Annotated in this window: 18 protein-coding genes and 1 pseudogene; 7 read left to right on the top strand and 12 right to left on the bottom strand. The window is 68.9% G+C overall.

The features are described from left to right. Positions 1-155: 155 nt before the first annotated feature. The 4 genes from BJQ95_RS12805 to BJQ95_RS12790 all read right to left on the bottom strand — a co-directional run bounded on the left by BJQ95_RS12805 (position 156) and on the right by BJQ95_RS12790 (position 3661). Positions 156-1649, bottom strand: coding sequence for an HNH endonuclease signature motif containing protein (locus tag BJQ95_RS12805; RefSeq protein ID WP_256041375.1), 1494 nt, complete (start codon positions 1647-1649; stop codon positions 156-158). A gap of 90 nt (positions 1650-1739) precedes the next feature. After that, the gene (locus tag BJQ95_RS12800; RefSeq protein WP_130177382.1) at positions 1740-1907 is read right to left on the bottom strand and encodes a TraR/DksA C4-type zinc finger protein; all 168 of its coding nucleotides are present in this window, start codon (positions 1905-1907) and stop codon (positions 1740-1742) included. Between the two features lie 39 nt (positions 1908-1946). Continuing rightward, entirely contained in the window at positions 1947-2117 is a 171-nt protein-coding gene (locus BJQ95_RS12795; protein WP_165384906.1) for a hypothetical protein, read from the bottom strand. Positions 2118-2119: 2 nt separating this feature from the next. Beyond that, complete coding sequence (locus BJQ95_RS12790; protein ID WP_256041374.1) at positions 2120-3661, bottom strand: molybdopterin-dependent oxidoreductase; 1542 nt, start codon at positions 3659-3661, stop codon at positions 2120-2122. 559 nt (positions 3662-4220) lie between these two features. Here BJQ95_RS12790 and BJQ95_RS12785 point away from each other — a divergent pair. The 6 genes from BJQ95_RS12785 (at position 4221) to BJQ95_RS12760 (ending at position 13088) form a co-directional block, all read left to right on the top strand. Beyond that, positions 4221-5936 carry a glycosyltransferase gene (locus tag BJQ95_RS12785; RefSeq protein WP_240694700.1) on the top strand — a complete coding sequence of 572 codons (1716 nt, stop codon included), beginning with the start codon at positions 4221-4223 and terminating at the stop codon, positions 5934-5936. Continuing rightward, a complete protein-coding gene (locus tag BJQ95_RS12780; protein WP_130177380.1) occupies positions 5933-6664 on the top strand; it encodes a biotin/lipoyl-binding protein in 732 nt (243 codons plus the stop codon). Before BJQ95_RS12785 ends, BJQ95_RS12780 begins: the two co-directional genes overlap by 4 nt. Before the next feature lie 32 nt (positions 6665-6696). Beyond that, entirely contained in the window at positions 6697-8751 is a 2055-nt protein-coding gene (locus BJQ95_RS12775; RefSeq protein WP_130177379.1) for a glycosyl hydrolase, read from the top strand. A 17-nt stretch (positions 8752-8768) separates the two neighbouring features. Next, positions 8769-11267, top strand: a complete 2499-nt coding sequence (locus BJQ95_RS12770) for an RNA helicase (RefSeq protein WP_130177378.1) — start codon at positions 8769-8771, stop codon at positions 11265-11267. 30 nt (positions 11268-11297) lie between these two features. Beyond that, positions 11298-11780, top strand: a complete 483-nt coding sequence (locus tag BJQ95_RS12765) for an Lrp/AsnC family transcriptional regulator (RefSeq protein WP_130177377.1) — start codon at positions 11298-11300, stop codon at positions 11778-11780. Between the two features lie 126 nt (positions 11781-11906). Further along, the gene (locus tag BJQ95_RS12760) at positions 11907-13088 is read left to right on the top strand and encodes a Gfo/Idh/MocA family oxidoreductase (RefSeq protein ID WP_130177376.1); all 1182 of its coding nucleotides are present in this window, start codon (positions 11907-11909) and stop codon (positions 13086-13088) included. 7 nt (positions 13089-13095) lie between these two features. Here BJQ95_RS12760 and BJQ95_RS12755 read toward each other — a convergent pair whose 3' ends face one another. From BJQ95_RS12755 to BJQ95_RS12720, 8 genes and pseudogenes are all read right to left on the bottom strand, one after another. Beyond that, entirely contained in the window at positions 13096-13395 is a 300-nt protein-coding gene (locus BJQ95_RS12755) for a LysM domain-containing protein (protein WP_256041373.1), read from the bottom strand. A gap of 307 nt (positions 13396-13702) precedes the next feature. Further along, positions 13703-15082 (bottom strand): L-serine ammonia-lyase, encoded by a 1380-nt coding sequence (locus BJQ95_RS12750; protein WP_130177215.1) that lies wholly within the window; start codon positions 15080-15082, stop codon positions 13703-13705. A gap of 36 nt (positions 15083-15118) precedes the next feature. After that, the gene (locus tag BJQ95_RS12745; RefSeq protein WP_130177214.1) at positions 15119-15700 is read right to left on the bottom strand and encodes a CoA-binding protein; all 582 of its coding nucleotides are present in this window, start codon (positions 15698-15700) and stop codon (positions 15119-15121) included. Then, positions 15697-16998 carry an O-acetylhomoserine aminocarboxypropyltransferase/cysteine synthase family protein gene (locus BJQ95_RS12740; protein WP_130177213.1) on the bottom strand — a complete coding sequence of 434 codons (1302 nt, stop codon included), beginning with the start codon at positions 16996-16998 and terminating at the stop codon, positions 15697-15699. Before BJQ95_RS12740 ends, BJQ95_RS12745 begins: the two co-directional genes overlap by 4 nt. A 61-nt stretch (positions 16999-17059) precedes the next feature. Then, positions 17060-18103 carry a YeiH family protein gene (locus BJQ95_RS12735; protein ID WP_130177212.1) on the bottom strand — a complete coding sequence of 348 codons (1044 nt, stop codon included), beginning with the start codon at positions 18101-18103 and terminating at the stop codon, positions 17060-17062. Positions 18104-18210: 107 nt separating this feature from the next. Continuing rightward, positions 18211-19468, bottom strand: a pseudogene (locus BJQ95_RS12730) (IS110 family transposase). Positions 19469-19652: 184 nt separating this feature from the next. Beyond that, positions 19653-20753: an acyl-CoA desaturase gene (locus BJQ95_RS12725; RefSeq protein ID WP_130178392.1), complete on the bottom strand. Its 1101-nt coding sequence runs from the start codon at positions 20751-20753 to the stop codon at positions 19653-19655. Between the two features lie 190 nt (positions 20754-20943). After that, positions 20944-22485, bottom strand: a complete 1542-nt coding sequence (locus BJQ95_RS12720) for a dolichyl-phosphate-mannose--protein mannosyltransferase (RefSeq protein WP_240694833.1) — start codon at positions 22483-22485, stop codon at positions 20944-20946. A 51-nt stretch (positions 22486-22536) separates the two neighbouring features. On the opposite strand from BJQ95_RS12720, the gene rsmI reads away from it, so the two are divergent. After that, complete coding sequence (rsmI, locus tag BJQ95_RS12715) at positions 22537-23412, top strand: 16S rRNA (cytidine(1402)-2'-O)-methyltransferase (protein WP_130178394.1); 876 nt, start codon at positions 22537-22539, stop codon at positions 23410-23412. Positions 23413-23457: the final 45 nt, after the last annotated feature.

Raw genomic sequence — 23457 nt, 5'->3', positions numbered from 1 at the left:
GCCGATATGACGCTTGCGTACCAGGACTGTGTGAACCAGGACTGTGTGAACCAGGACGGCGCAGCGCGGCCCCTACGTTCGCCTTCCAGTCTTTCGCTCACGTCTCACCCTTTCACACCGCCGCGCACCTTCGGGCGCACTTCTGTGATGCGTGATCAGAACGGAGGTGGACCGGGTGGTGACGGCACAGAGGCCTCCGGTGTGGTGCCGCCTAGGTGCGTTGGTGAGGCCGCCGGGGTGGTGGCGCCGGGTGGCGGGCTGTCGCCGCTGACGGGGTACGGTGCCGGGTCGTAGGTGGTGGGGTCGGTGTGGGTGGGGGCGGAGGTGTACGTCTTGCCTGCGGGGGTGGTCCAGGTGAGGGCGCCGCCGGGGCCTTGGTTGGTGGTGAAGCTGGACTGGTGTTTGAGGCGGTGGCATGATTTACAAAGTTTCACGAGGTTATCCACGTCGGTGGGTCCGCCGGTGTTCCAGGGCCGGGTGTGGTCGATTTCGCTGAGGGTGGCGCGGCGGGTGCAGCCGATGCCTTGGCAGGTTTGGTCGCGGGCGTCGAGGTAGCGGCGCATATCCGCCGGTGGGGCGTATTGCTCGCGGCCCATGCTGAGTCGGCAGCCGGTTTCGGGGTGGGTGAGGATGCGACTCCAGCTGGTCGCGGTGCCGGCGATCCGGCGGGCGGCCTCGGGGTCGATCGGGCCGTAGCCCTCGAGGATGGCGGGTTCGTCGCTGCGGCCCAGCAGCGTCAGCGCGGGGACAGTCAGGTGCACGGTGCCGCGGATGCCGTGGCCGAGCCCGGCGGGTCCGACACCGTCGAGGAGGAGGTCGCGGTACGCGTCCGCGCGGCGCTGGTCCTTGGTGCGGGCTGTGGCGCTGCCGGTCGGGCCGCAGCCGGTCGGGCCGGTGCTGGTCGGGCCGGTGCTGGCTGGGTCGGCGCCGGGTGTCGAGGCGTCGGTGTCGAGGGTGGTGGCGATGCGGCTGAGCCGGTCGTAGATCGCCTGGGCGTCTTCGGCTTTGAGGTAGGCGTTCAGCCAGGCCATGCCGTCGGCGTCGGGCCGCAACACCAGCCTTCGTGTGATGAAGCCGGCGTCGGCGCGGGTCTGCAACGGCACCGGGTGCATCCGCTCCAGGATTCGGCCGGCGACCCGGACGAACTGGGTGGAGGTGAGTTTCTCCGCTGCGGGCAGCACCTTGGCTTCGAACGCGGGCAGGATCTCTTCGGGCACCCCGTCGGTGAGATCGAGCATTTTCAGCGCGTGACCCCAGGTGATGCTGCCCCGGCCCAGCGCCTGGTGGAACTGGGGGAGTTGGTCGGTGAGGCGGACGGCGTTGAACACCATGATCCCCGCCGTGCTCGCCTTCAACCGCAACGCCCCGGCGGCTTCGGCGGCCATGCACCGGCGGGCCAGTTCTTCGTCGTCCCAGGCCGGGCCGTGCGCGCCGGTGTCGGGGTCGTTGTGGCCGGACTCGACCGGGTCTCCGCACAGGCCCGCGATGATGCGCGGGTCGTGGCCGAGCCGGTCCAGCTCGGCCAGCAGCCGGGTGCGCTCCGCGTAGCCGGCGGCGATCACTTTCTCGTTGGCGATCAGCGGGTCGATCACCGCACTGATCGCCGCCGCTATCGGGTCTACTCCGGGGGTGGCATCTGAGGTGGCCATAGGGACAGTGAATCACCCACCACCGACACTCCCCGGCGCGAAAAGACCTCGGTGGACAACAACTGAAAGGACCGGCCTGTGGAGGAGGGCCTACGCCTCCCGGGCGCAGTCGATGCACAGCTCGGCGGCCGGCCGGGCCTCCAACCGCTCGCGCCCGATCGGCTCGCCCCGGCGCAGGCACACCCCGTAGCCGCCCTCGACGATGCGTACCAGGGCCGCGTCGATGGCCGCCAGGGACGCGGTCAGCTCCGCGTGCACTCCCGCGCGGAGCGACCACTCGTCGGAGAGCGTCGGGCCCTAGGGGTCGTGCTCGTCGTCGGCATCCCCGCCGCTGCGGGCGGCGCGCACGGCATTCAGGGTGTCACCCTGCCGGCTCAGCTCGAGCAGGAGGTCACGCCGCCGGCGGCCCAGCACGTCCTCGAAATAGCCGACCTCCGCGGCCGTCAGCGGCGATGAGGCGCCGCCCACGATCAGGAGACCGAGACGCTGATCTCGTGCAGACCCGTGGCACCGTCCGGCGCGACATCCGCGAGCTTGCTGGTCTGCACCAGGCCGTCGGCATCAGTGGCGCGCACCCGGATCGTGTGGGAGCCGCTCGGGGCGTCCCAGTCCCAGCGCCACTGCCGCCAGGTGTCGACGGAGATTGCGTCGGCGAGGGTTGCGGAGTTCCAGTCGCCGTCGTCCACCTGCACGTCTACGGCGGAGATGCCCACGTGCTGGCTCCACGCCACACCGGCGACCGTGATGGTACCGGCGTCGACGGTCGCGTTCCCGCGCGGCACATCCACCCGGCTCGACAGCTTCACCGGACCCTTCTCTGACCAGCCGCGAGTGGACCAGTACGCCGTCTCTTTGTCGAACCGGGTAACTACCAGCTCGGTGACCCACTTGGTCGCCGACACGTAGCCGTACAGGCCGGGCACCACCATCCGCACCGGGTAACCGTGTTCCAGCGGCAGCGGATCGCCGTTCATGCCCACCGCGAGAATCGAATTGCGCTCGTCGGTGAGCGCTTCGATCGGCGTGCTCGCCGTCCAGCCGTCCTGGCTGCGGGAGAGCACCATGTCGGCGTCAGCGCGGGGCTTGGCCCGGGCGAGCAGCTCGCGGATCGGGTAGCCCAACCAGACCGCGTTGCCGATCAGGTCACCGCCCACGTAGTTCGACACGCAAGCCAGCGTGGTGGTGCTCTCCTCCAGCGGCAGGGCCAGCAGCTCGGCGAAGTCGATCTCCACCTCGTTCTCGACCATCCCGCTGATCTTCAGGGTCCAGGTCGACGGGTCGACCCGCGGCACCGAGAGCGCGGTGTCGATGCGGTAGAACTCCGCGTTGGGCGTGATGATCGGCGTGAGGCCGTCGACCGCGAACGACGCCCCGGCGGGGATGGCCGCGCCCGGCACGGTCGGAGCCGGCAGGGTGAACATCGCCCGCGCCGCATCCGCCGCCCGGCTGCCGGCCGTGAGCAGCTGACCGCCGAGCGCCGCGAGCACGCCGACGCCGGCGCTGACGCCCGTGTAGGCAAGAAACCTGCGTCGGTCCAGCGCGGCCCGTGTGGCCGCGGCCGGGGTGACGGCCGCCGCACGGCCGGTGTCCGTGGCGGCCGCCGCGGCCGCTTCGCCGGGGGCCAGGCTGGTGTGCAGACGCCGGGTGAGCATGCTGAGCACCAGGGCGGCGACCAGCATCGCCAGCACCGGAGGAACGGCGTCGAACGGGGAGGCGCCGGCGCGGGTGAGCGCCGCCGCCAGCGCCACCAGGCCCGCGGCCACGATCACGTACCGGCCGAACGGGGGCCGACGGTACTCCAGAATGCCGGCCAGCGCCGCCAGGACCGCCGCGACCAGTGCAATGAAGACCACCAGGGCGACCTTGTCGCCGGTGCCGAACAGGGAGATGACCAGCTCCTTGGCCCAGGCCGGAGCCAGATCGATCAGGAGCGCGCCGACGACCAGCACCGGGCTGGCGCCCGGCGCGATGAGACCGGCGACCAGCTCGGCGAGGCCGAATCCCGCCAGCACAGCGGCCAGGCCGGCCAGGGCAGCCAGCCAGGTCGTCCCGCGGCCGCGGGTCGCTGCCGAGACGCCGGGCGATGAGCCGCCGGCCGAGCCGCCGGCTGCCGAGACGCCGGGCGATGAGCCGCCGGGCGTAGCCGATGCCGGCGGGGGGACAGCGGGCTGGACATGGCCCCAGCATAGGTTCGCACGCTGGGAGATGTGCGGGCAATCGTGCCGGATCAGCCTTACGAAAGGCTTACGAGCAGATCCGTGAGCAGGGCCGGAGGCCGGGTTACGGCAATGTTACGAACACGAAAACGTTGAGGGAACCGATAGCTCTCCGAGGTGCGTCGGTTCTACGGTGGGTCTACCGCCACGACGAACGGTCGAACCCGACCTCCCCGTTCATCGTCTACGCCGTTGCCCTGGCACCGCGCCGTTCCATCGAACCGCTCTGTGAACCAGTTCCTCGGCCCCACCCGTGCCACCCCGGCCACGCTTGCGTCAGCACCAGCACCGCGAACCTCGCCCGAGATCCCGTTCGCGAACCCCGGATGCGAATCCGGCACCGAAAGAGAGACGGATGACTGCCCTTCATCCCAGCCTTGGCGTACCCAGCACTCCCGAATCCACCCTGGATTCCGTGCTGACGCCCGAGGCCATGTACCGAATCCCCGCCCACCGAGTGGCAACCGAACCCCGCACGGGCCGGCCGGCGCCCACCGGTCATGCCCATTCGCCCTCCCTGGTGATGCTGGTGCTGATCGCCACCGTCGGCATCCTGGCCTACGCCCATTTCCTGCTCAACCCGGCCAGCCGCGGTGACTGGCTGCCGTACTCGCTGGTCATCGCGGCCGAGTCGATCCTGATCTTCCAAGCGCTGCTGTCGATGTGGACAATCCTGTCCGGGTCGAGCGATCCGAGGGAGTTCAGCGTGCACCAGGCCCAGGCGACCCTGATCCACACTCGATCCCTCGCCAGGGACGGTCTGATGGACCAGCCGGAGCGGTGGCCCCTGCACCTGGGCGACCAGCCGGCGACGATCGACGTGTTCATCACCACCTACGGCGAGGACCTCGACGTGATCCGCACCACCGTGACCGCCGCGCGCCGGATGCACGGCGAACACCTCACCAGGGTGCTCGATGACGGCCGGTCCGACGAGGTGCGTGACCTCGCCGCCGAGCTGGGCGTGCGCTACCTGCGGCGCCTGAGTTCGAACGGCGCGAAGGCGGGCAACGTCAACCACGCGCTCACGGTGAGCACCGCGGAGTTCTTCGTGATCTTCGACGCCGACTTCGTACCCAAGCCGGGATTCCTGCTCGAGACCCTGCCGTTCTTCATCGATGACACGGTCTCCTTTGTGCAGACCCCGCAGGCCTACAGCAACCTGCACAACGTCATCTCGCGCGGCGCCGGGTACATGCAGGCCGTCTTCTACAGGTTCATCCAGCCCGGCCGCAACCGGTTCAACGCCGCATTCTGCGTGGGCACCAATGTGATCTTCCGCCGGGACGCCATCAACGACATCGGCGGCATGTACACCGACTCCAAATCCGAGGATGTCTGGACCTCGCTCAAGCTGCACGAGCGCGGATGGAAGACCATCTACATTCCCACCGTGCTGGCAACCGGCCACGCCCCCGACACCGTGGAGGCGTACACGAAACAGCAGCTGCGTTGGGCAACGGGCGGCTTTGAGATCCTGCTGCAGAGCAACCCGCTCAGTCCGCGCCGCCGCCTCACCTTCGACCAGCGCCTGCAGTACCTGGTGACCGCATCGTTCTATCTCACCGGGATCGCGCCGCTGCTGCTGCTGCTGGTGCCGCCGCTGGAGATCTATTTCGACCTGCGCCCGATGAACATCTCCACGACCGTCGTGACCTGGTTGCTGTACTACGCGGGCTTCTACCTGATGCAGGTCGTCCTGGCCTTCTACACGATGGGGTCGTTCCGGTGGGAGACGCTGATGCTCGCCACGGCGTCGTTCCCGATCTATGTGGCCGCGCTGATCAACGTGCTGGTCGGCAAGGAGCAGCACTGGAGTGCCACCGGTAACCGGTCGAAAGCGGCCTCGCCGTTCAACTTCATGATTCCGCAGGTCCTGTTCTTCGTCTTCCTGCTGCTGACCTCGGTGGTGGCGGTGTGGCGGGACGTCACGATCGGCACCCTCACCCTGGCCACGGCGTGGAACGTGACCAACACCGTCATCCTCGGCACCTTCGTGGGCACGGCTCTGATCGAGTCACACGGCGCCCGCCGGGTGCGGGCCCTGTCCCGAAAGGTGGTGCCCTCATGACCTGGGCCAATCGATTCAAGCTCTTCGTCGGGCTCATCGCGGTTGTCGGCATCGTCGCGGTGCTCACCATCGTGTTCAATCAGCGGCAGGCCCAGGTGATGAGCGCCTCCGCCTCGATCCAGGCGGCGGAGTACCCGGTGGGATCCGACTACGGCGGAACCGTGCTGGACCGGCTCGTCGACGACGGTGACAAGGTGAAGGCCGGCCAGGCCCTGTTCAGGTTGCAGAGCCCCACCCTGCAGGCCGATCTGGCCGAAGGGTTGGTCACGGCGGACAACGTGGCCTACTCCGTCGGCGACGACGGTGTGCTCACCCTCACCGCATCCGTCGACGGCACCCTCACCGACATCACCACCGAACGCGGTTCCTTCGTGCAGGCGGGGCAGGTGCTCGCCGTGATCGACAAGACCGGTTCCCTGTTCGTGTCGGCCGATTTTGTGCTCACCAGCGGTGACTACGCGCGGATCGAACCGGGCGCGGACGTCGACATCCTGCTGCCCAACCAGACCCGGGTGGCCGGCACCATGGATACCCTGGACGTGCAGACCGCCGACGGCCAGGCGGAGACGACGGCGAAGGTCGTGAGCCCCGACCTCGTCGACGGCGCCGCGAATGGGCTGATGGCTCCCGGCACACCCGTGACGGCCACGATCTCCCTGCGCGACGACGGCCTTCTCGCCGGGGCCAGCGACGGACTGTTCAGCTTCCTGCGGACGATCGGCCTGTGAACGTGCGGAGGACGAGGAGGAGCCCGCTCACGATGGCCACGATTGTCGTGCTCGCGACATTTCTGGCCGCCTGCACGACGACCACCGCCGATTCCCCGCCCGTCGGGGGCGACGAGATCAGGGGAGCCGCGGTGTTCCCCAGTGCCGAGGTGGCGCCGCTGGTGAGCGCTCTTCCCCAGCAGACCGTGAAATCCCTGCCCCCGGCCCGGCTCGCCGACGGGCTGATCCCGCCCACCAACCGCTGGTTCTCCGGCCTGGTCTTCGGCGAGGACTCGATGCCGGTGTTCCCGCTGCCGCTGACCTTCCAGCTCACCGACACCGGATTCGCCTTCGGACTGCCGGTGGTGTCTGCGGAGCCCACCGTGATCGTGGGCGGCTTCGCCGGCCAGATCGGGGTGCAGGTCGGCGCCGGGGATACCGCCCTCGAGCAGCGGGTGACGGCCTACGACGAGGCGTCGGTCACCATCGGCCAGTTCGTCGGCGGCACCCTGGTCGGCAGGACCGTGATCGCGGAAGGCTCGCCGTTCGTGACGTTCACGGCCACGGCCGACGTGGCCCTGGCGATGCCGACCGTCTTCTCCGCCGCGGATGCCGGGCAGAGCGGCGGCGCGTGGACCGCGGAGGTCGCCGGCGACACCTACGGGCTGGTCAGCGGCGGCACGCTCTCGGCCGGCACCGATCTGTCCCTGGCAGCGGGCCAGTCCGCCACCTGGTTCGCCCTGCCGGCAGGTGGGGGCCTCGACGCTTTCGTCGAAGCCGCGGCGCATCCGGTCACCGGCACCCGGGTCGACTACTCCACCGATGCCGACACCGCCGGCACCACCATCACCTACGACACCAGCGACGGCGGTGACACCCTGATCGCCGTACTCCCGCACCAGCAGGCGGGCCTGGCGAAGAACGCATCCTGCGCCGCGGGGGAGTACCCGAGCATCTACGGTGCGCTCACGGTCTGCCACGGGTCGTCGCTGAACTGGTCGGTACCCACCGTCGCCCCGAGCGGAATCGTGGACCTTTCCGCCATCGACTCTGATCAACGCGCCCGGCTGGCCGACCAGGTGCGCGCGGATGTGCTGGCCACCCAGACCTTCGCCGCCGACACCTACTTCGGCGGCAAGTCGCTCTACCGGGCCGCCAACCTGCTCGCGGTGGCCCGTCAGGTCGGCGCCGATGACGCGGTGTCCGCCCTCACCGACCGCCTCAGCGCCGCACTCGACACCTGGATGGACCCCGACGGCTGCGTCACCCGCACCGAGCGCTGCTTCGTCTACGATCCCGCCGCGAAGGGCATCGTGGGCCTGGCCACCTCGTTCGGCTCGGAGGAGTTCAACGACCACCATTTCCACTACGGCTACTTCTTTTACGCCGCGGCGGTTGTGGCGGCGGAGAACCCCGACGCCGCGAAACGTTGGGCGCCGGTGCTCAACCTGCTCGCGGCCGATCTGGCCACGAGCGGCGGCAGCGACGTGTTCCCCGACCGACGGGTCTTCGATGCCTACGCCGGGCATTCCTGGGCCAGCGGCACCTCGCCGTTCGGCGACGGCAACAACCAGGAATCCAGTTCGGAGGCCGTGACCGCCTGGAACGGGCTGGCCCTGTGGGCCGCCGTGAGTGACCAGTCCACGCTGCAGACCCAGGCCGAGTGGATGCTCTCAGCCGAGGCCGCCTCGGCCCGGGCCTACTGGACCGACTTCGACCTGGCCGACCCGGTCTACCAGGGGTTCGACCACACCATCACCTCGCTGGTCTGGGGCGGCAAACGGGACTACGCCACCTGGTTCAGTGCCGAACCGAGCGCCATGCTCGGCATCCTGGTGCTGCCGATGAGCCCGGTCGCCGACTACCTCGGCGGCGACCCGGCTCGGGTGCAGGCCAACCTGGCCGATGCCCTGCCCTCCGGCAGCTCCGGCACCGCGAGCTACGACGCCTTGTTCGGCGACTACCTACTGATGTACTCCGCCCTTGCCGGCCGGGAGGCCGCATCCGACGCTCTCGCGGCCGCCACGGGGCTGCCTGAGGACCGGATCGACGACGGGAACAGCCGGGCCTACCTGCTGGCCTGGCTGATGCAGCACGCCGCCGGATAGGGGAGGATTGGGGGATCATGGCAACCCTCACCGCCCTCCCGCACGTCACCGATCCCGATGTCCTCTTCGAGGCCTTCGAACTCTGGGCGGCGGATGCGGGCCTCAGGCTCTATCCGGCGCAAGAGGAGGCGGTCATCGAGATCGTGTCCGGTGCCAACCTGATCCTTTCCACCCCCACCGGCACCGGCAAGTCCCTCGTGGCCGTCGGTGCGCACTTCGCGGCGCTCTCCGCCGGCAAGCGCAGCTTCTACACCGCCCCGATCAAGGCGCTGGTGAGCGAGAAGTTCTTCGCGCTGGTGGAGATCTTCGGCGCCGAGAACGTGGGCATGATGACCGGTGACTCGTCGGTCAACTCCGACGCCCCGATCATCTGCTGCACCGCCGAGATCCTCGCCAACCTGGCGCTTCGCAACGGCGAGGACACCCCGGTCGATCAGGTCGTGATGGACGAGTTCCACTTCTACTCCGACCCGGACCGCGGCTGGGCCTGGCAGGTGCCGCTGCTGCTGTTGCCGCGGGTGCAGTTCATCCTGATGTCGGCCACCCTCGGTGACGTCACCGACATCGCCGCGGACCTGTCCCGCCGCACCGACCGCGACACCGCCGTGGTCACCGGTGTCGAGCGCCCGGTGCCGCTGCACTACTTCTACGAGACCACCCCGGTGCACGAGACCGTGGAGGACCTGCTCAAGACCGGGCAGGCTCCCGTGTACATCGTGCACTTCGCCCAGGCCGCCGCCCTCGAGCGCGCCCAGGCGCTCTCCAGCGTGAAGGTCGTGACCAAGGAGCAGAAGGAGGCCATCGCCGAGCTGATCGGCGAATTCAGGTTCACCACCAGCTTCGGCAAGACCCTCTCCAGGCTGATCCGGATGGGCATCGGCGTGCACCACGCCGGCATGCTGCCCAAGTACCGCCGACTCGTGGAGCAGCTCGCCCAGCGCGGCCTGCTCCGGGTGATCTGCGGCACCGACACCCTGGGCGTGGGCATCAACGTGCCCATCCGCAGCGTGCTGTTCACGGCCCTGACCAAGTACGACGGCGTCAAGATGCGCCAGCTCAACGCCCGCGAGTTCCACCAGATCGCCGGCCGGGCGGGCCGGGCCGGCTTCGACACCGCCGGAACCGTGATGGTGCAGGCGCCCGACCACGAGACCGAGAACCTCAAGGCCATCGAGAAGGCCGGCGACGACCCCAAGAAGCGGCGCAAGATCGTGCGCAAGCGCGCTCCGGAGGGCTTCGTCTCCTGGGGGGAGCCGTCGTTCCGCCGGCTCGTCGACGCCGAACCGGAGACCCTCACCTCGAGCATGCAGATGACCAGCGCGATGCTGATCAACGTGATCGCCCGCGGCGGCGACGCCTACGCGAACGTGTACTCGTTGGTGTTCGACAATCACGAGCCGTGGAAGCGTCAGCTCGCCCACGCCCGCCGCGCCCTGGGCATCTACAAGACCCTGCGCGCGGCTGGGATCGTGGAGCAGGGTGCGGACGGCAGCATCCGTCTCACCGTTGACCTGCAGGCGAACTTCGCGCTCAACCAGCCGCTGTCGCCGTTCGCGCTGGCCGCGTTCGACCTGCTCTCCAGTGAGGCACCCACCTACGCGCTGGACATGATCTCGGTGCTCGAGTCCACCCTCGACGACCCGCGCCCGGTGCTGATGGGCCAGCAGTTCGCCGCCCGCGGCGAGGCGGTGAACGCCATGAAGAGCGAGGGCATCGAGTACGACCAGCGCATGGAGCTGCTCGAGGAGATCACCTGGCCCAAGCCCCTGGACGAGCTGCTCAGCTACGCGTTCGAGACCTACAAGCAGTCCCAGCCCTGGATCGCCGACTTCCCGCTGCGGCCCAAGACCGTGGTGCGCGACATGTACGAACGGGCCATGTCGTTCGGCGAGTTCGTGGCCTACTACAAGCTCGCCCGCAGCGAGGGCGTGGTGCTGCGCTACCTCTCGGATGCCTACCGGGCCGCCCGGCAGACCATCCCGGACGAAGCCAAGACCGAGGACCTGCTCGACCTGATCGAGTGGCTCGGCGAACTGGTGCGGCAGGTGGACTCCAGCCTGCTCGACGAGTGGGAGGAGCTGATCCACCCCGATCTGGCCGCGCACGAGGCCACCGCACACGCCGTGGTGCCGCCCGCGCCGCACCGGCTCACCACCAACACCCGGGCGTTCCGGATCCTGGTGCGCAACGAACTGTTCCGCCGGGTGCAACTGGCCGCGCTGGAGAACTACGACGCCCTGGGCGACCTCGACCGCGACAGCGGCTTCGGCGCGGAGGCCTGGGCCGACGCCATGGACGGCTACTACGCCGAGCACGACGAGTTGCTGGCCGGGGCGAACGCCCGCGGCGCCGGGCTGCTCATCCTCGACGAGGGTGCCGCGGTGTGGACCGCCCGGCAGATCTTCGACGACCCGGCCGGCGATCACGACTGGGGCATCAGCGCCCAGATCGACCTCGCCGAGTCCGACGAGCTGGGCATCCCGGCCCTGACCGTGACCGGAATCAACCGGCTCTAGCTTCCCGACTTCGGCAGACAAGGACCTCGGATGGACGCACCCAAGAAGCGACTGGCCGTTCGCGCGGATGCCCTCGACGCCGTGGATCACGGCCTGCTCGGGTTGCTGCGCTCCAATTCGCGGCTGTCGAACGCCGCCCTGGCCGCCTCGGTGGGCATCGCCGCGTCCACCTGCCTCGAGCGGGTGCGGTCGCTGGTGACCCGTGGTGTGATCCGCCGGTTCACCGTGGATGTCGACCCGGCCGCGCTGGGCCTGAGCGTGCAGGCCTTGATCAGCATCAACATCCACTCCGGCGCCCGGTCGCAGATCACGCCGTTCGCCACCCGCATCCGCGACCTGCCCGAGGTGGTGCAGTTCTTCTTCGTGGGCGGCAACGAAGATTTTCTGCTGCATGTGGCCGTGCAGGACACCGCGGGGCTGCGTCGCTTCGTGGTCGACAATCTCTCGGCCGACCCTGTCGTGGCGGCCACCCGCACCAGCGTCATCTTCGACCACGTGACGCCGCCGCTGTAGCCCGACCCGCTCCCGCCCCCGAACTGGTCCCAAAGCGGACATTTGTGGCCGGTGTGCCGGACCCAATTGTCCGGACGGGGACCAGTTATGGGCGGATGGTGCCGTCAACCGGCGTAACCTCGGGCCATGGCCACTTCAGAAATTCAGCCGGAATCCCCGATCAACACGCCGAAGCCGGCGCCCAAGCCGGGCCCGCGCCCCGGACAGGGCCCGCAGCACGGCACCCGGGCGGATGCACGACCTGCCCCGACCGCCACCGGCGGCACGGCAGCCAGGCTGACCGGGCCGATTCGCGCGGCCGTGATCGGCTACGGGCTCTCCGGCCGGGTCTTCCACGCGCCGTTCCTGGCGGCCAACCCCGACTTCTCGCTCGAAGCCATCGTGACCGGCGACCCCGAGCGCGGCGCACGAGCCACCGACAGCTACCCTGGCGTGCGGATCGTGCCCACGGCCGAGGCCCTGTTCGCGCAGGCGGCCGACCTCGACGTGGTGGTCATCGGCACCCCGCCGGACACCCACGTGGCCCTGGCCAACGCGGCCCTGAACGTGGGCCTGGCCGTCGTCATCGACAAGCCGTTCGCGGTGGACTCCGAGCACGGCTGGGCGTTGCTGAACCGGGCCGAGAGCCTGGGGCTGCCGCTGACGGTATTCCAGAACCGGCGCTGGGACGGCGATTTCCTCACTCTGCAGGCCCTTTTGGCCGACGGCGCCCTCGGCGATGTCTACAGGTTCGAGTCCAGATTCGAGTTCTTCAAGCCGGGGACCCCGCGCAGTTGGAAGGCCGGCGCGACCCCGGCCGCGGGCGGCGGTGTGCTCTATGACCTCGGCGCCCACCTGATCGACCAGGCCGTGCTTCTGTTCGGCCCGGTCGACGACTTCACCGCGGAGCTGTCCACCCGCCGGCTCGGCGGCGCCGCCGACGACGACTCCTTCGTGTCGCTGCACCACGGGTCGGGGGTGCGCTCGCACCTGTGGGTGAGCTCCTTCGCCGCCCAGGCGGGCCCGCGGTTCCGGGTGCTCGGCTCGGCTGCGGGCTACACCAAGTGGGGAGTCGACGGTCAGGAGGCAGCCATCCAGGCCGGCAACCTGCCCAGCGACGCCGACTTCGGCCTCGAGCCGGAAGCCACCTGGGGCCGTCTCGGCGCCGACGGGGCCAGCCAGGTCGTGCCGACCCAGCGCGGACACTATGCAGGCTTCTACCAGGGCCTGGCCGACGCCCTGCTACGTGGTGCTCCGCTGCCGGTGAACGCCGTCGACTCGGCGCACACCATCGAACTGATCGAACGGATTCACGCCTCGGTGCGGTGAGCCGGGATCAGCCCGTCGTCGTCCAGTCGAGGTTGATGACCTGACGCAGGTAGATGTTCTCGCCGAGCCCGGACACCTTGGGGTTCATCCGCAGGAGCTGCTGCATCGGCAGGTCGAAGCGCTGGGCGATGTCGAAGAACGAGTCGCCCTCGATCACGGTGTAGCTGACCGGGTTGCCCGCGCCGTCGTACTCCGGGGCGGCTTGGGCGCCCGGTCCCGCGCCCCTGTCCTGCGCGGGGCCCTCCGGGATGGGCTCGGCCGGCAGGTCGGGGTTCGGAACGGGCTCCGGCGCGGGCGCCTCGGCCACCGGTTCCTGCGTCGGGGTCGGGGTGGGCGTCGCTGTGGGGGTGGGGGGGGGTCGGGGTGATCACGATCGTCTGGGTCACCACCGGAGCCGGCGCCGCGGCGCAGCCGGCCAGGACCAGACCACCGGAGAGCACGGCGGCCAGTGCGATGGCGCGGCCGGTGCGAAAGAGTGCAGAGTGACGCAGTGCGGTGAGCGGCCGTGCCGGCCGGTTCTGGCTGAGATTGTCGATGGTGTACCCCCGGGAACCTAGCTTAGGTCAGGGATTTGGCCGGGGGCACCCCGCCGGTGTGCCCACTGCGGGGGAGGGTCAGCACTCGATGACGTTGACCGCGAGGCCACCCTCACTGGTTTCCTTGTACTTGGTCATCATGTCCAGGCCGGTCTGCCGCATGGTCTCGATCACGGTGTCCAGCGACACCAGGTGGGTGCCGTCGCCGTGCAGGGCCAACCGCGCCGCGGACACGGCCGTCGATGCGGCGATGGCGTTGCGTTCGATGCAGGGCACCTGCACGAGGCCGCCGACGGGATCGCAGGTGAGGCCGAGGTGATGCTCCATGGCGATCTCCGCCGCGTTCTCCACCTGGCGTGGGGTGCCGCCCAGCACGGCGCAGAGCGCCCCGGCGGCCATGGCGCAGGCCGAGCCGACCTCGGCCTGGCAGCCGCCCTCCGCGCCGGAGATCGAGGCGTTGGCCTTGACCAGGGAGCCGATCGCCACCGCGGTGAGCAGGAACCGGCGGATGCCGGCCGTGCTCGCGCCGGGGACGAAGCGCAGGTAGTAGTGCGCGACGGCGGGGATGATGCCCGCGGCGCCGTTGGTGGGCGCCGTCACGACGCGGCCGCCGGAGGCGTTCTCCTCGTTCACCGCGAGGGCGAAGGCGTGCAACCACTCCGTGGAGGTGTCCCGCTCACGCTGGGTCAGACCGTCGTATTCTTCCAACTGCATACGAATCGCCGAGGCGCGGCGTTTGACACCGAGTCCGCCGGGAAGGGTTCCGTCGACGCGGAGTCCGGCCTCCACGCAGGCGTGCATCGCCGACCAGATCGCGTCCAGTCCGGCGTCCAGCCTGTCGGCTCCGTGCACGGCTTCCTCGTTGGCGCGGGCGACGTCGCAGATTCCGATACCGTGATCGTCGCAGAGCGCGAGCAGCGCGGCGCTCGAGGCGTACGGCATCGGCTGGACGAGAGTCGCGGCGGGCCGGATCGGGTCGCCGTCGCGGCGGATGAAGCCGCCGCCGATCGAGTAGTAGGTCTCCTCGAGCACCGCGGGAGCGGTCGGGTCGTCGCTCCAGGCGGAGAGGGTCATCGCGTTGGGGTGGCCGGGCAGCCGGGTGCGGGGTTCGAAGACCACGTCGCTCTGCTGCACCGGCACCGGGTGCACGCCGTTCACCAGCAGGGTGGCGCCGGGGGCGAGGTGGGCCCAGAGGTTGCGCACGTCGTCGGGGTCGCAGGCCTCCGGGCGGAGGCCCGCCAGGCCGGCCAGGATCGCGTCCGGAGTGCCGTGGCCGAGACCGGTCGAGCCCAGAGAGCCGAACAGCGAGCACCGGATGCGGTGAACCTCGGCCAGCCGGCCGCTCTCGGCCAGATGTTCGGCGAAGGCCAGGGCGGCCCGCATCGGGCCGACAGTGTGGGAACTGGATGGACCGATTCCGATGGAGAAGAGGTCGAGAGCCGATACGTACGCAGTCACTCGCCCCATCGTACGCGGGCCGCGCCGCCCACGGAGCTACCGGATTCTCTTGCGGGCCGTGATCTGCCCGGTGTCGAAGCCGAGCAGGTGCAGCCCGCCGTGGAACCTGGCGTGCTCGATCTTGATGCAGCGGTCCATCACGACGGTCAGCCCCTTCGACTCGCCGTACTCCGCCGCCTCCTGGTTCCAGATGCCCAGTTGCACCCACACGGTCTTGGCACCCACCGCGAGGGCGTCGTCGATCACGGAGGGAATGTCGGAGGCCTTGCGGAACACATCGACGATGTCGGGCACCTCCGGCAGCGACGCCAGGTCGGGGTAGGCCTTCTCGCCGAGGATTCTGTCGGCGCGCGGGTTGACGAAGTAGACCGTGTAGTCGCTCGACTGCTGCAGGTAGGTGCCGACGAAGAAGCTGGACCTGGCCGGGTTGGGGGAGGCGCCGACGATGGCGATGGACTTTGCGCGCCGCAGGATGCCCAGGCGTGCCTTGGCGTCCGGTCCCTCCCAGGTGCGCTGGGTGCGCAGCAGCTTGGCCAGCGGGGAGTTGGTGGGAACGCTGCAGCTCAGGCCGTTGGTGAGCTGAACTGTTTCGGTGCTGTTCCCGGTGTCGGTGCTCATGACGCTCCTGACGTGCCGGCGGCCTGCGCCAGCGCCTGGTCGAGATCGTAGATGATGTCGTCGACATCCTCGATGCCCACGCTGATGCGCACCAGCCCGGCCAGCACGCCGGCGTGGACGAGTTGTTGCTCGCTGAGTTGGGCGTGCGTGGTGGAGGCCGGGTGGATCACCAGGGTCTTGGCGTCGCCGATGTTGGCGAGGTGGCTGGCCAGGTCGACCGATTCGATGAAGGTGCGACCGGCGTCACGGCCGCCCGTGACGCCGAAGCTGAACACCGAACCCGGACCCTTGGGCAGGTACTTGAGGCCGCGCTCGTAGTGCGGGTGGCTGGGCAGACCGGCCCAGTTGACGAAGTCGACGCGCGGGTCGGCGTCGAGCCACTCGGCCACGATGCGGGCGTTGTTCACGTGCGCCTGCAACCGGTACGGCAGCGTCTCGACTCCCTGGGCGAGCAGGAACGCGGAGTGCGGGGCGAGCACCGGACCGATGTCGCGCAGCTGTTCGGCGCGGAGGCGGGTGAGGAAGGCGTACTCGCCGAAATTGCCCGACCACTCCAGGCCGCCGTAGCTGGGTACGGCCTCGGTGAACAGCGGGAACTTGTCGCTGTCCCAGTTGAACCGGCCGCTCTCCACGACCACGCCGCCGAGGGTGGTGCCGTGGCCGCCGAGGAACTTGGTGGCCGAGTGGATGACGATGTCGGCGCCCCATTCGATCGGCCGGCACAGGTACGGGGTGGCGATGGTGGAGTCGATGATCAGCGGGATGCCGGCGGCGTGCGCCACGGCCGCGAGGCCCTCGATGTCGGCGACCTCGCCGGAGGGGTTCGCGACGGTCTCGGCGAAGATCAGCTTGGTCTTGTCGGTGATCGCGGCTGCGTAGTCGGCCGGGTCGGCGGACTGCACGAAGGTGGTCTCCACGCCGAACCGGCGCAGGGTCACGTCGAGCTGGGTGATCGAGCCGCCGTAGAGGTTGGCGCTGGAGACGATGTGATCGCCCGCCCCGGCCAGGCTGGCGAAGGTGATGTACTGGGCGGCCAGGCCCGAGGCGGTGGCGACGGCACCGAGGCCGCCCTCCAGGCTGGCGATGCGTTCCTCGAACGCGGCCACGGTGGGGTTGGACAACCGCGAGTAGACGTTGCCGTACTTCTGCAGGGCGAAGCGGGCGGCGGCATCCGCGGTGTCATCGAAGACGAAGGCGCTGGTCTGGTAGATGGGCAGGGCCCGTGCCCCCGTCACCGCGTCGGGGATGTTCCCGGCGTGGATTGCCCTGGTCGTGAAGCCGTACTCGCGATCTGCCATGGGAATACGCTACCGGCCAGGTGCCGGCCCCCGGCCCGGCGGCGTAACAGAGCGCCACATGTCAGCTCAGCTGCACGGCGGCCAGCGCCAGCAGGGCGATCAGCAGCCAGGAGGCCAGGCCAACGCCCAGCGCCTTCCCGCCGGTCTGCACCAGCTCGGTCAGCCGCACCGCGGTGCCCAGCCCGAACAGCGCCATGGCCAGCAGCACGGTCTGCACCAGGTCGGCTGTTTCGAGCACGGCCGTGGGCAGCGGAACAAACGTGCGTACCAGCACCATCGCCAGGAACCCGGCGACGAACAGGGGCAGCACCGGCGTTCGGCGGGCGGCGGGCACGGCGGCAGGCATAGCGGCGGGCACGGCGGCAGGGGTGCCGATCACGTCGCCGGCCGGGGTGACCGGGACGGGCGCCCGGCGGCGTTCGTAGACCGCCACGCCGGCCACCAGCGGGGCGAGCATCAACACCCGGGTGAGCTTGACCACCACGGCCACGGCGAGGGCCGCCGACCCGGCGATCTGCGCGGTGGCGACGACCTGGCCCACATCGTGTACCCCGGCGCCGACCCAGTGGCCGAATTTCAGGTCGGTCAGTCCCAGCGGATGCCAGAGCAGCGGCAGTACGCCGATCGCGAGGGTGCCGCACAGGGTGACGAGCGCCACCGGGGTGGCGGTCTCCCGGTCCTTGGCCTTGATCACCCCGCTCATCGCGCCGATGGCGGAGGCGCCGCAGACGGCGAAGCCGGTGGCGATGAGCAGCGGCTGATTGCCGGGCAGGCCCACCCGGCGGCCCAGCCACAGGGTGCCGAAGAAGGTCAGCAGCACGATCAGCACCGTGCTGCTGATGGTGAGCCAGCCGAGCGCGGCGATGTCGACCAGGCTGAGCTTGAGGCCGAGCAGCACCACGCCGAGCCGCATCAGGCGTTTGGCGGCCAGGGACAGGCCGGGCCCCAGCGGGCCGGCCAGGGCGGGGCGCAGCATGGGCAGCTGCCCCACCACGATGCCCAGCAGCACGGCCGCGGTCAGAAGCGGGACCGCGGGAACGAGAGTGTGCACACCCCACGCCGCCAGGGTGGCCATCCCGGCCGCCGCAACTCCCCACATCCACATTGTCTCAACCCTACCGATCGGTTCGCGAAGCGTGAGAAAAGCCCCAAGAATCCGAGATTCCGGGGGCTTTCCTCACAGTTCGCGAGGGGGTGCCCCTATGTGTTTCGTCAAGTCTTGATGGGGGTTTTGTTTTCGTAGAGCGTGCCATCGCGGAGCATGGCGTAGAGCACGTCACAGCGTCGGCGGGCGAGGGCTATGAGGGCTTGGTTATGGCGTTTACCTTGGGCGATCTTGCGGTCGTAGTAGGTGCGTGAGACGGGGTCGCTGAGGGCCGCGAAGGCGGAGAGGAACAGCGTGCGTTTGAGGACTTTGTTGCCACGCCGTGAGGGGTGCTCGCCTCGGATGGATGATCCGGAGCGTCTGGTGACCGGCGCCAGGCCGGCGTAGGAAGCGAGGTGGCCGGCGGTGGCGAACTCCTTGCCGGAGATCTCGGTGATGACACGGGCGGCGGTCCTCACACCGACCCCGGGCATGCTCGTGATGATCGGTTCCAGTGGGTTGGCGTCGACGAGCTCGGCGACCTCGACGGCAATTTCGGTGCGTTGGCGGTGGAGCGTGCTGAGCTGCTCGGCGAGGCGCGGCAGCACGGCGCGTGTGGCGTGGGTGCCACCAACGATGACGGTCTGCTCGGAGAGCGCCTGGAAGATTTCCTCTGCTAAGCGGCGGCCCATCCGTGGCGCGAGCTTGATGAGGCGGTTGCCGACCCGGACCCTCCCGGCGGCCGTCAGTGCTGTCGGTGTCGGGTATTTCTGGAGGAGATCCAGGACGGCCGGGTGGTCGAGGTGCGGGCCCAGTACCCGCTCCAACGCTGGGTGGATCTGCATCAGCAGCCCCCGGATCCGGTTGCTGGTGGCGGTCATCTGGCCGACGATGTCATCGTCGAATCCGCACAGCATCGATAGTTCAGCGATCTGCTCGTCTTCAAGGCGCAGCGGGCGCAGAGCGTGCGGGAGGGTGCGGGCAGCTTCGGCGATGATGGCCGCGTCGCGGGCATCCGTCTTTGCCTCACCGGGGTGCAAGTCGGCGATTCGACGCATAGCCAGCCCGGGCAAATAGGCCACGAGGATGCCTTCGGCATAAGCGACGGCGACGGGCAGAGCGCCGACTGTTTCGGGCTGGTCGACGACTAGGAGGACCTGCCCGCGGACCTTGAGTTTCTGGATCACGGCGCGCAGTCTTGCCTCGTCATTGGGGAGCGCTTTGTCATAGAGGCGTTTCCCAGAGCGGTCCAGAGCGACCGCGTGATGTTCGCTTTTTCCAACGTCAACACCGATGAACACGTCGACGCTGTCGTAATTCTCAATCATGAGTTTCCCGTCAGCCATGCGGATTAGTTGGCCTGTCCACGGCATCAAGTCTCGGCATCCACGTTACGTTCGACCCAGAAACGAGTTCCAGTCGAGCCCCTATTAGCGATCACCCAATGCCAGTCAGGCCCGGTGACAACACCCCCCGGATCATTAACGACTGGGGGCAACAACCATGCCGGGCCTAACAGGCCAACACCCTTCAGAAGCAAGCTTCAAGGGCTACTTACAAGGTAACGGGGTCAGCGGTGGTGGAAGCGCTGCACCATCGGGCAGTCGAACGGGTCGCGGGCGGCCAGGCCCACCTTGTTGAGGTAGGCGACGACGATGCCGTACGACTCGAACAGACCGGTCTCCGTGTACAGGATCTTGTTCGACTCGCAGTATTCCTTGGTGATCTCCTGCGCCTTTTTCAGGTGCGGGCGGGCCATGTTCGGGAACAGGTGGTGCTCGACCTGGTAGTTCAGGCCGCCCATGAAGGTGTCCATGAAGGTGCCGCCGCGGATGTTGCGCGACGTGAGCACCTGGCGACGGAGGAAGTCGACCTTGCTCTCGTGCGGCAGCTGCGGCATGCCCTTATGGTTGGGTGCGAAGGATGCGCCCATGTAGACGCCGAAGACGGCCATCTGCACGCCGATGAAGGCGAACGCCATGCCCAGCGGCAGGAAGTAGAAGATCACGGCGAAGTAGACCAGGATGCGCGTGGTGAGCATGGTGATCTCGAGCCAGCGCTTGTCGACCTTGCCCCTGCCGAAGACGGTCTTGAAGCCGTGGATGTGCAGGTTGATGCCCTCGAGGGTGAGCAGCGGGAAGAACAGGTAGCCCTGCTTGCGGGTGATGAAGGAAGTGAGCCAGTTGACCTCTGACGCGTCCTTCTCGTTGAACCGGATCACGTCGGGGTCGATGTCCGGGTCCTTGCCCACCACGTTCGGGTTGGCGTGGTGCCGGCTGTGCTTGGTCATCCACCAGGCGTAGCTGATGCCGACGAACAGGTTGGCGAGGATGCGGCCGGCCCGGTCGTTCGCGGGGCCGGACTCGAAGACCTGGCGGTGTGAGGCCTCGTGGGCAAGGAAGGCGAACTGGGTGAGGATGATGCCCAGCACGCCGGCGATGATCAGCTGGTACCAGGAATCGCCCAGCAGCACAAAGCCGACGCCGAGGCCGGCGGTGATCAGTACCAGAGCGGCGAAGACACCCCAGTAGAAACCCGTGCGGCGGCCGAGCAGGCCGAGGTTCCGCACGGTGTGCAAAAGAGAGGAGTACTCGGTGGTGGGGTTCTTGGAGTCGCCACCCTTGCGAGTGCGGACAATACGCACCGTGGGTGCGGCAGATGCTTCCGACATGAGGCCTTTGGTTTGTATCTGGACTTCTCAGTCGGTAATAGAGCAAACACTCGTCAAGCAGATACCGGCCATCCTACGGGTTCTGACCCCGAAAACAGCGCCAATTCACACGCCTTTAACAGCGGACGTATTCCAATTTCGGCATATGTCGAGATGTATGCACGGCCTGCAATACCAGCGTTTGAGCCGGTCAGCGCCAGCTCGGCAGCCAGATGTGGGCCTGCCAGAATCCGAACGGAACCTGGGCGCCGGTCCAGAGCGGGAAGTAGAAGGCGCTCACGAGCGTGGCCAGGACCAGGAACACCACCACGACGACCCGGCCCGAGACGCTCCTGAGGAGCAGGCCGATCACCAGGGTGAGGCCGAGGATCAGGTACGGCTGGAACGCGATCGTATAGAACTGAAAGACCGTGCGGTTCAGGTACATCAGCCAGGGCAGGTAGCCGGCCACCAGCCCCATCAGGATCAGGCCGACCTGCCACTGGCGGTATCGCACCAGCCGGTAGACCAGGTAGAGGATGGCGATGCTCGCCGCCCACCAGATCAGCGGATTGGCGATACCGGTGATCGCCTCGGAGCAGGTGGCGTAGCCGCAGCCGATCTCGCCCAGGGAAGAACCCTGGTAGTACATGCTGGTCGGCCGGCTCATGATCAGCCAGGTGAGCGGGTTCGCCTGGTACGGATGCGGGGTGACCAGGCCCACGTGGTACGCGTACGCCGCGGACTGGTAGTGCCAGAAGCTCTGCAGGCTGTGCGGCACCCAGGCCAGTGCTCCGGTCCAGGCCTGACCGGCCTGATCGGCCCAGTCCCGGTAGTAGCCGCCGCGGGTGACGAACCAGCCGGTCCAGGAGACCAGGAAGGTGAGAACGGCAACGGGCACGAAGAGCAGGAACGTCACCGGGCCCTGCTTGAGGATCGCCCCGCTGGCCCAGAACGGCAGCCCGGCCCGGCGCCGGGCGAGCGCGTCGACCACCACGAGGTAAATGCCGAACGCGGCCAGGAAATAGGCGCCGGACCACTTCACCGAGCAGGCCAGACCGAACGCCAATCCCGCCGCCAGCACCCACGGCCGCCACCAGAGCGCCGGCCCCCAGGTGGGCTCGATCTGATTGTCCCGCTTCTCGTTCAGCCAGGCGCCCAGGCGCACCCGGTGGTGGTCCCGGTCCATCAGTACCGCGCCGAAGCCGAGCAGGGCGAAGAACATCACGGAGTTGTCGAGCAGCGCCACCCGGCTCATCACGATGGCGTTGCCGTCGATGGCGAAGAGGAACCCGGCGAACGTGGTCAGCAGCACCGAGCGGAACAGCTTCTGGGCGATGAGCATCAGCAGTGCGACCGCGAGCAGCCCGACCAGGGCGGTGACCACCCGCCAGGCGAACGGGTTGTCGGCGCCGAACGCGGCCATCCCGAGCGCGATCAGCCACTTGCCCAGCGGCGGGTGCACCACGAAGGACGCAGCGCTGCCGAAGACGTTGCTCTGCCCGGCGGCGAACAGGGCGTCGGCACCATCCGGCCAGGTCGACTCGTAGCCGTTGTTGAACAGGCTCCAGGCGTCCTTCACATAGAAGGTCTCATCGAACACCAGGGTGCCGGGGTGGCCGAGGTTCCAAAAGCGTAAGGCAGCGGTCAGCAGCAGAACCAGCGCCGGTCCGGCCAGGCGCACCCATCGGGTGACCCACAGGTCGGGCCAACGCTGGGTCGCACGATCGGACGCGGGGTGGGTGAGGAGCACCTGACCATCGTAGTGAGCGACCGGAAGAGCCAGGGCTGCGAGACTGAGTACATGATCATTCTGGCTGCCACCCCCATCGGAAACCTCGGGGACGCCTCAACCCGCCTGATCGAGGCGTTGCGCACGAGCACAGTGATCGCCGCCGAGGACACCCGGGTGACCGTGCACCTGCTCAAGGCCCTCGGGGTGGAGAACCGGCCCCGGCTGATCGCGCTGCACGACCACAACGAGCGCGGCAAGGCCGCCGAGCTCGTGGAGTTGGCCCGCGACACCGACCTGCTCGTGCTCAGCGACGCCGGCATGCCCACGGTCTCCGACCCCGGCTTCCACCTGGTGGATGCCGCCATCGCCGCCGGCGTCACGGTCACGGCGCTGCCCGGCCCGTCGGCCGTGCTCACCGCGCTGGCCGTCTCCGGCCTGCCCACCGACAGGTTCACCTTCGAGGGCTTCCTGCCGCGCAAACACGGCGAGCGGATGCAGGCGCTGCGCGAGGTGGCGACCGAGCGGCGCACCATGGTCTTCTTCGAATCGCCCAACCGGCTCGCCGCGTCGCTCACCGACCTTGCCGCCGCGCTCGGCGCCGAGCGCCGCGTGGTGGTCTGCCGGGAACTGACCAAGTTCTATGAAGAGGTCAAGCGGGGCACCGCCGCCGAGCTGGCCGAGTGGGCCGCAGCGGGTGTGCGCGGGGAGATCTGCATCGTCGTGGCCGGAGCCAGCGCCCGCGTGCTGGACCTGGCCACCGGCGTCGACGAGGTGCTGGCCCTGGTGGCGGCCGGGGCACGCCTGAAGGACGCCGCCGCGGACGTGTCCGCCGCATCCGGTCTCGGCAAACGCGATCTGTACGAGGCCGCTCTCACCGGCAAGGCCGCCGGAGCCGGGTCGACCCGTCAGAAGGCGGCCCCGCAGCCCGAACTGCCGCTGGGCTGAGCGCGGCGGCGCAGCCGCGCGGCGTAACAGGGTCGGCGGTCCTGG

The organism is Cryobacterium sp. SO1, assembly GCF_004210215.2.
GTDB lineage: Bacteria > Actinomycetota > Actinomycetes > Actinomycetales > Microbacteriaceae > Cryobacterium.
The sequence above is the reverse complement of the archived record's forward strand: the minus strand, read 5'-3'. Positions and strand labels throughout refer to the sequence as shown.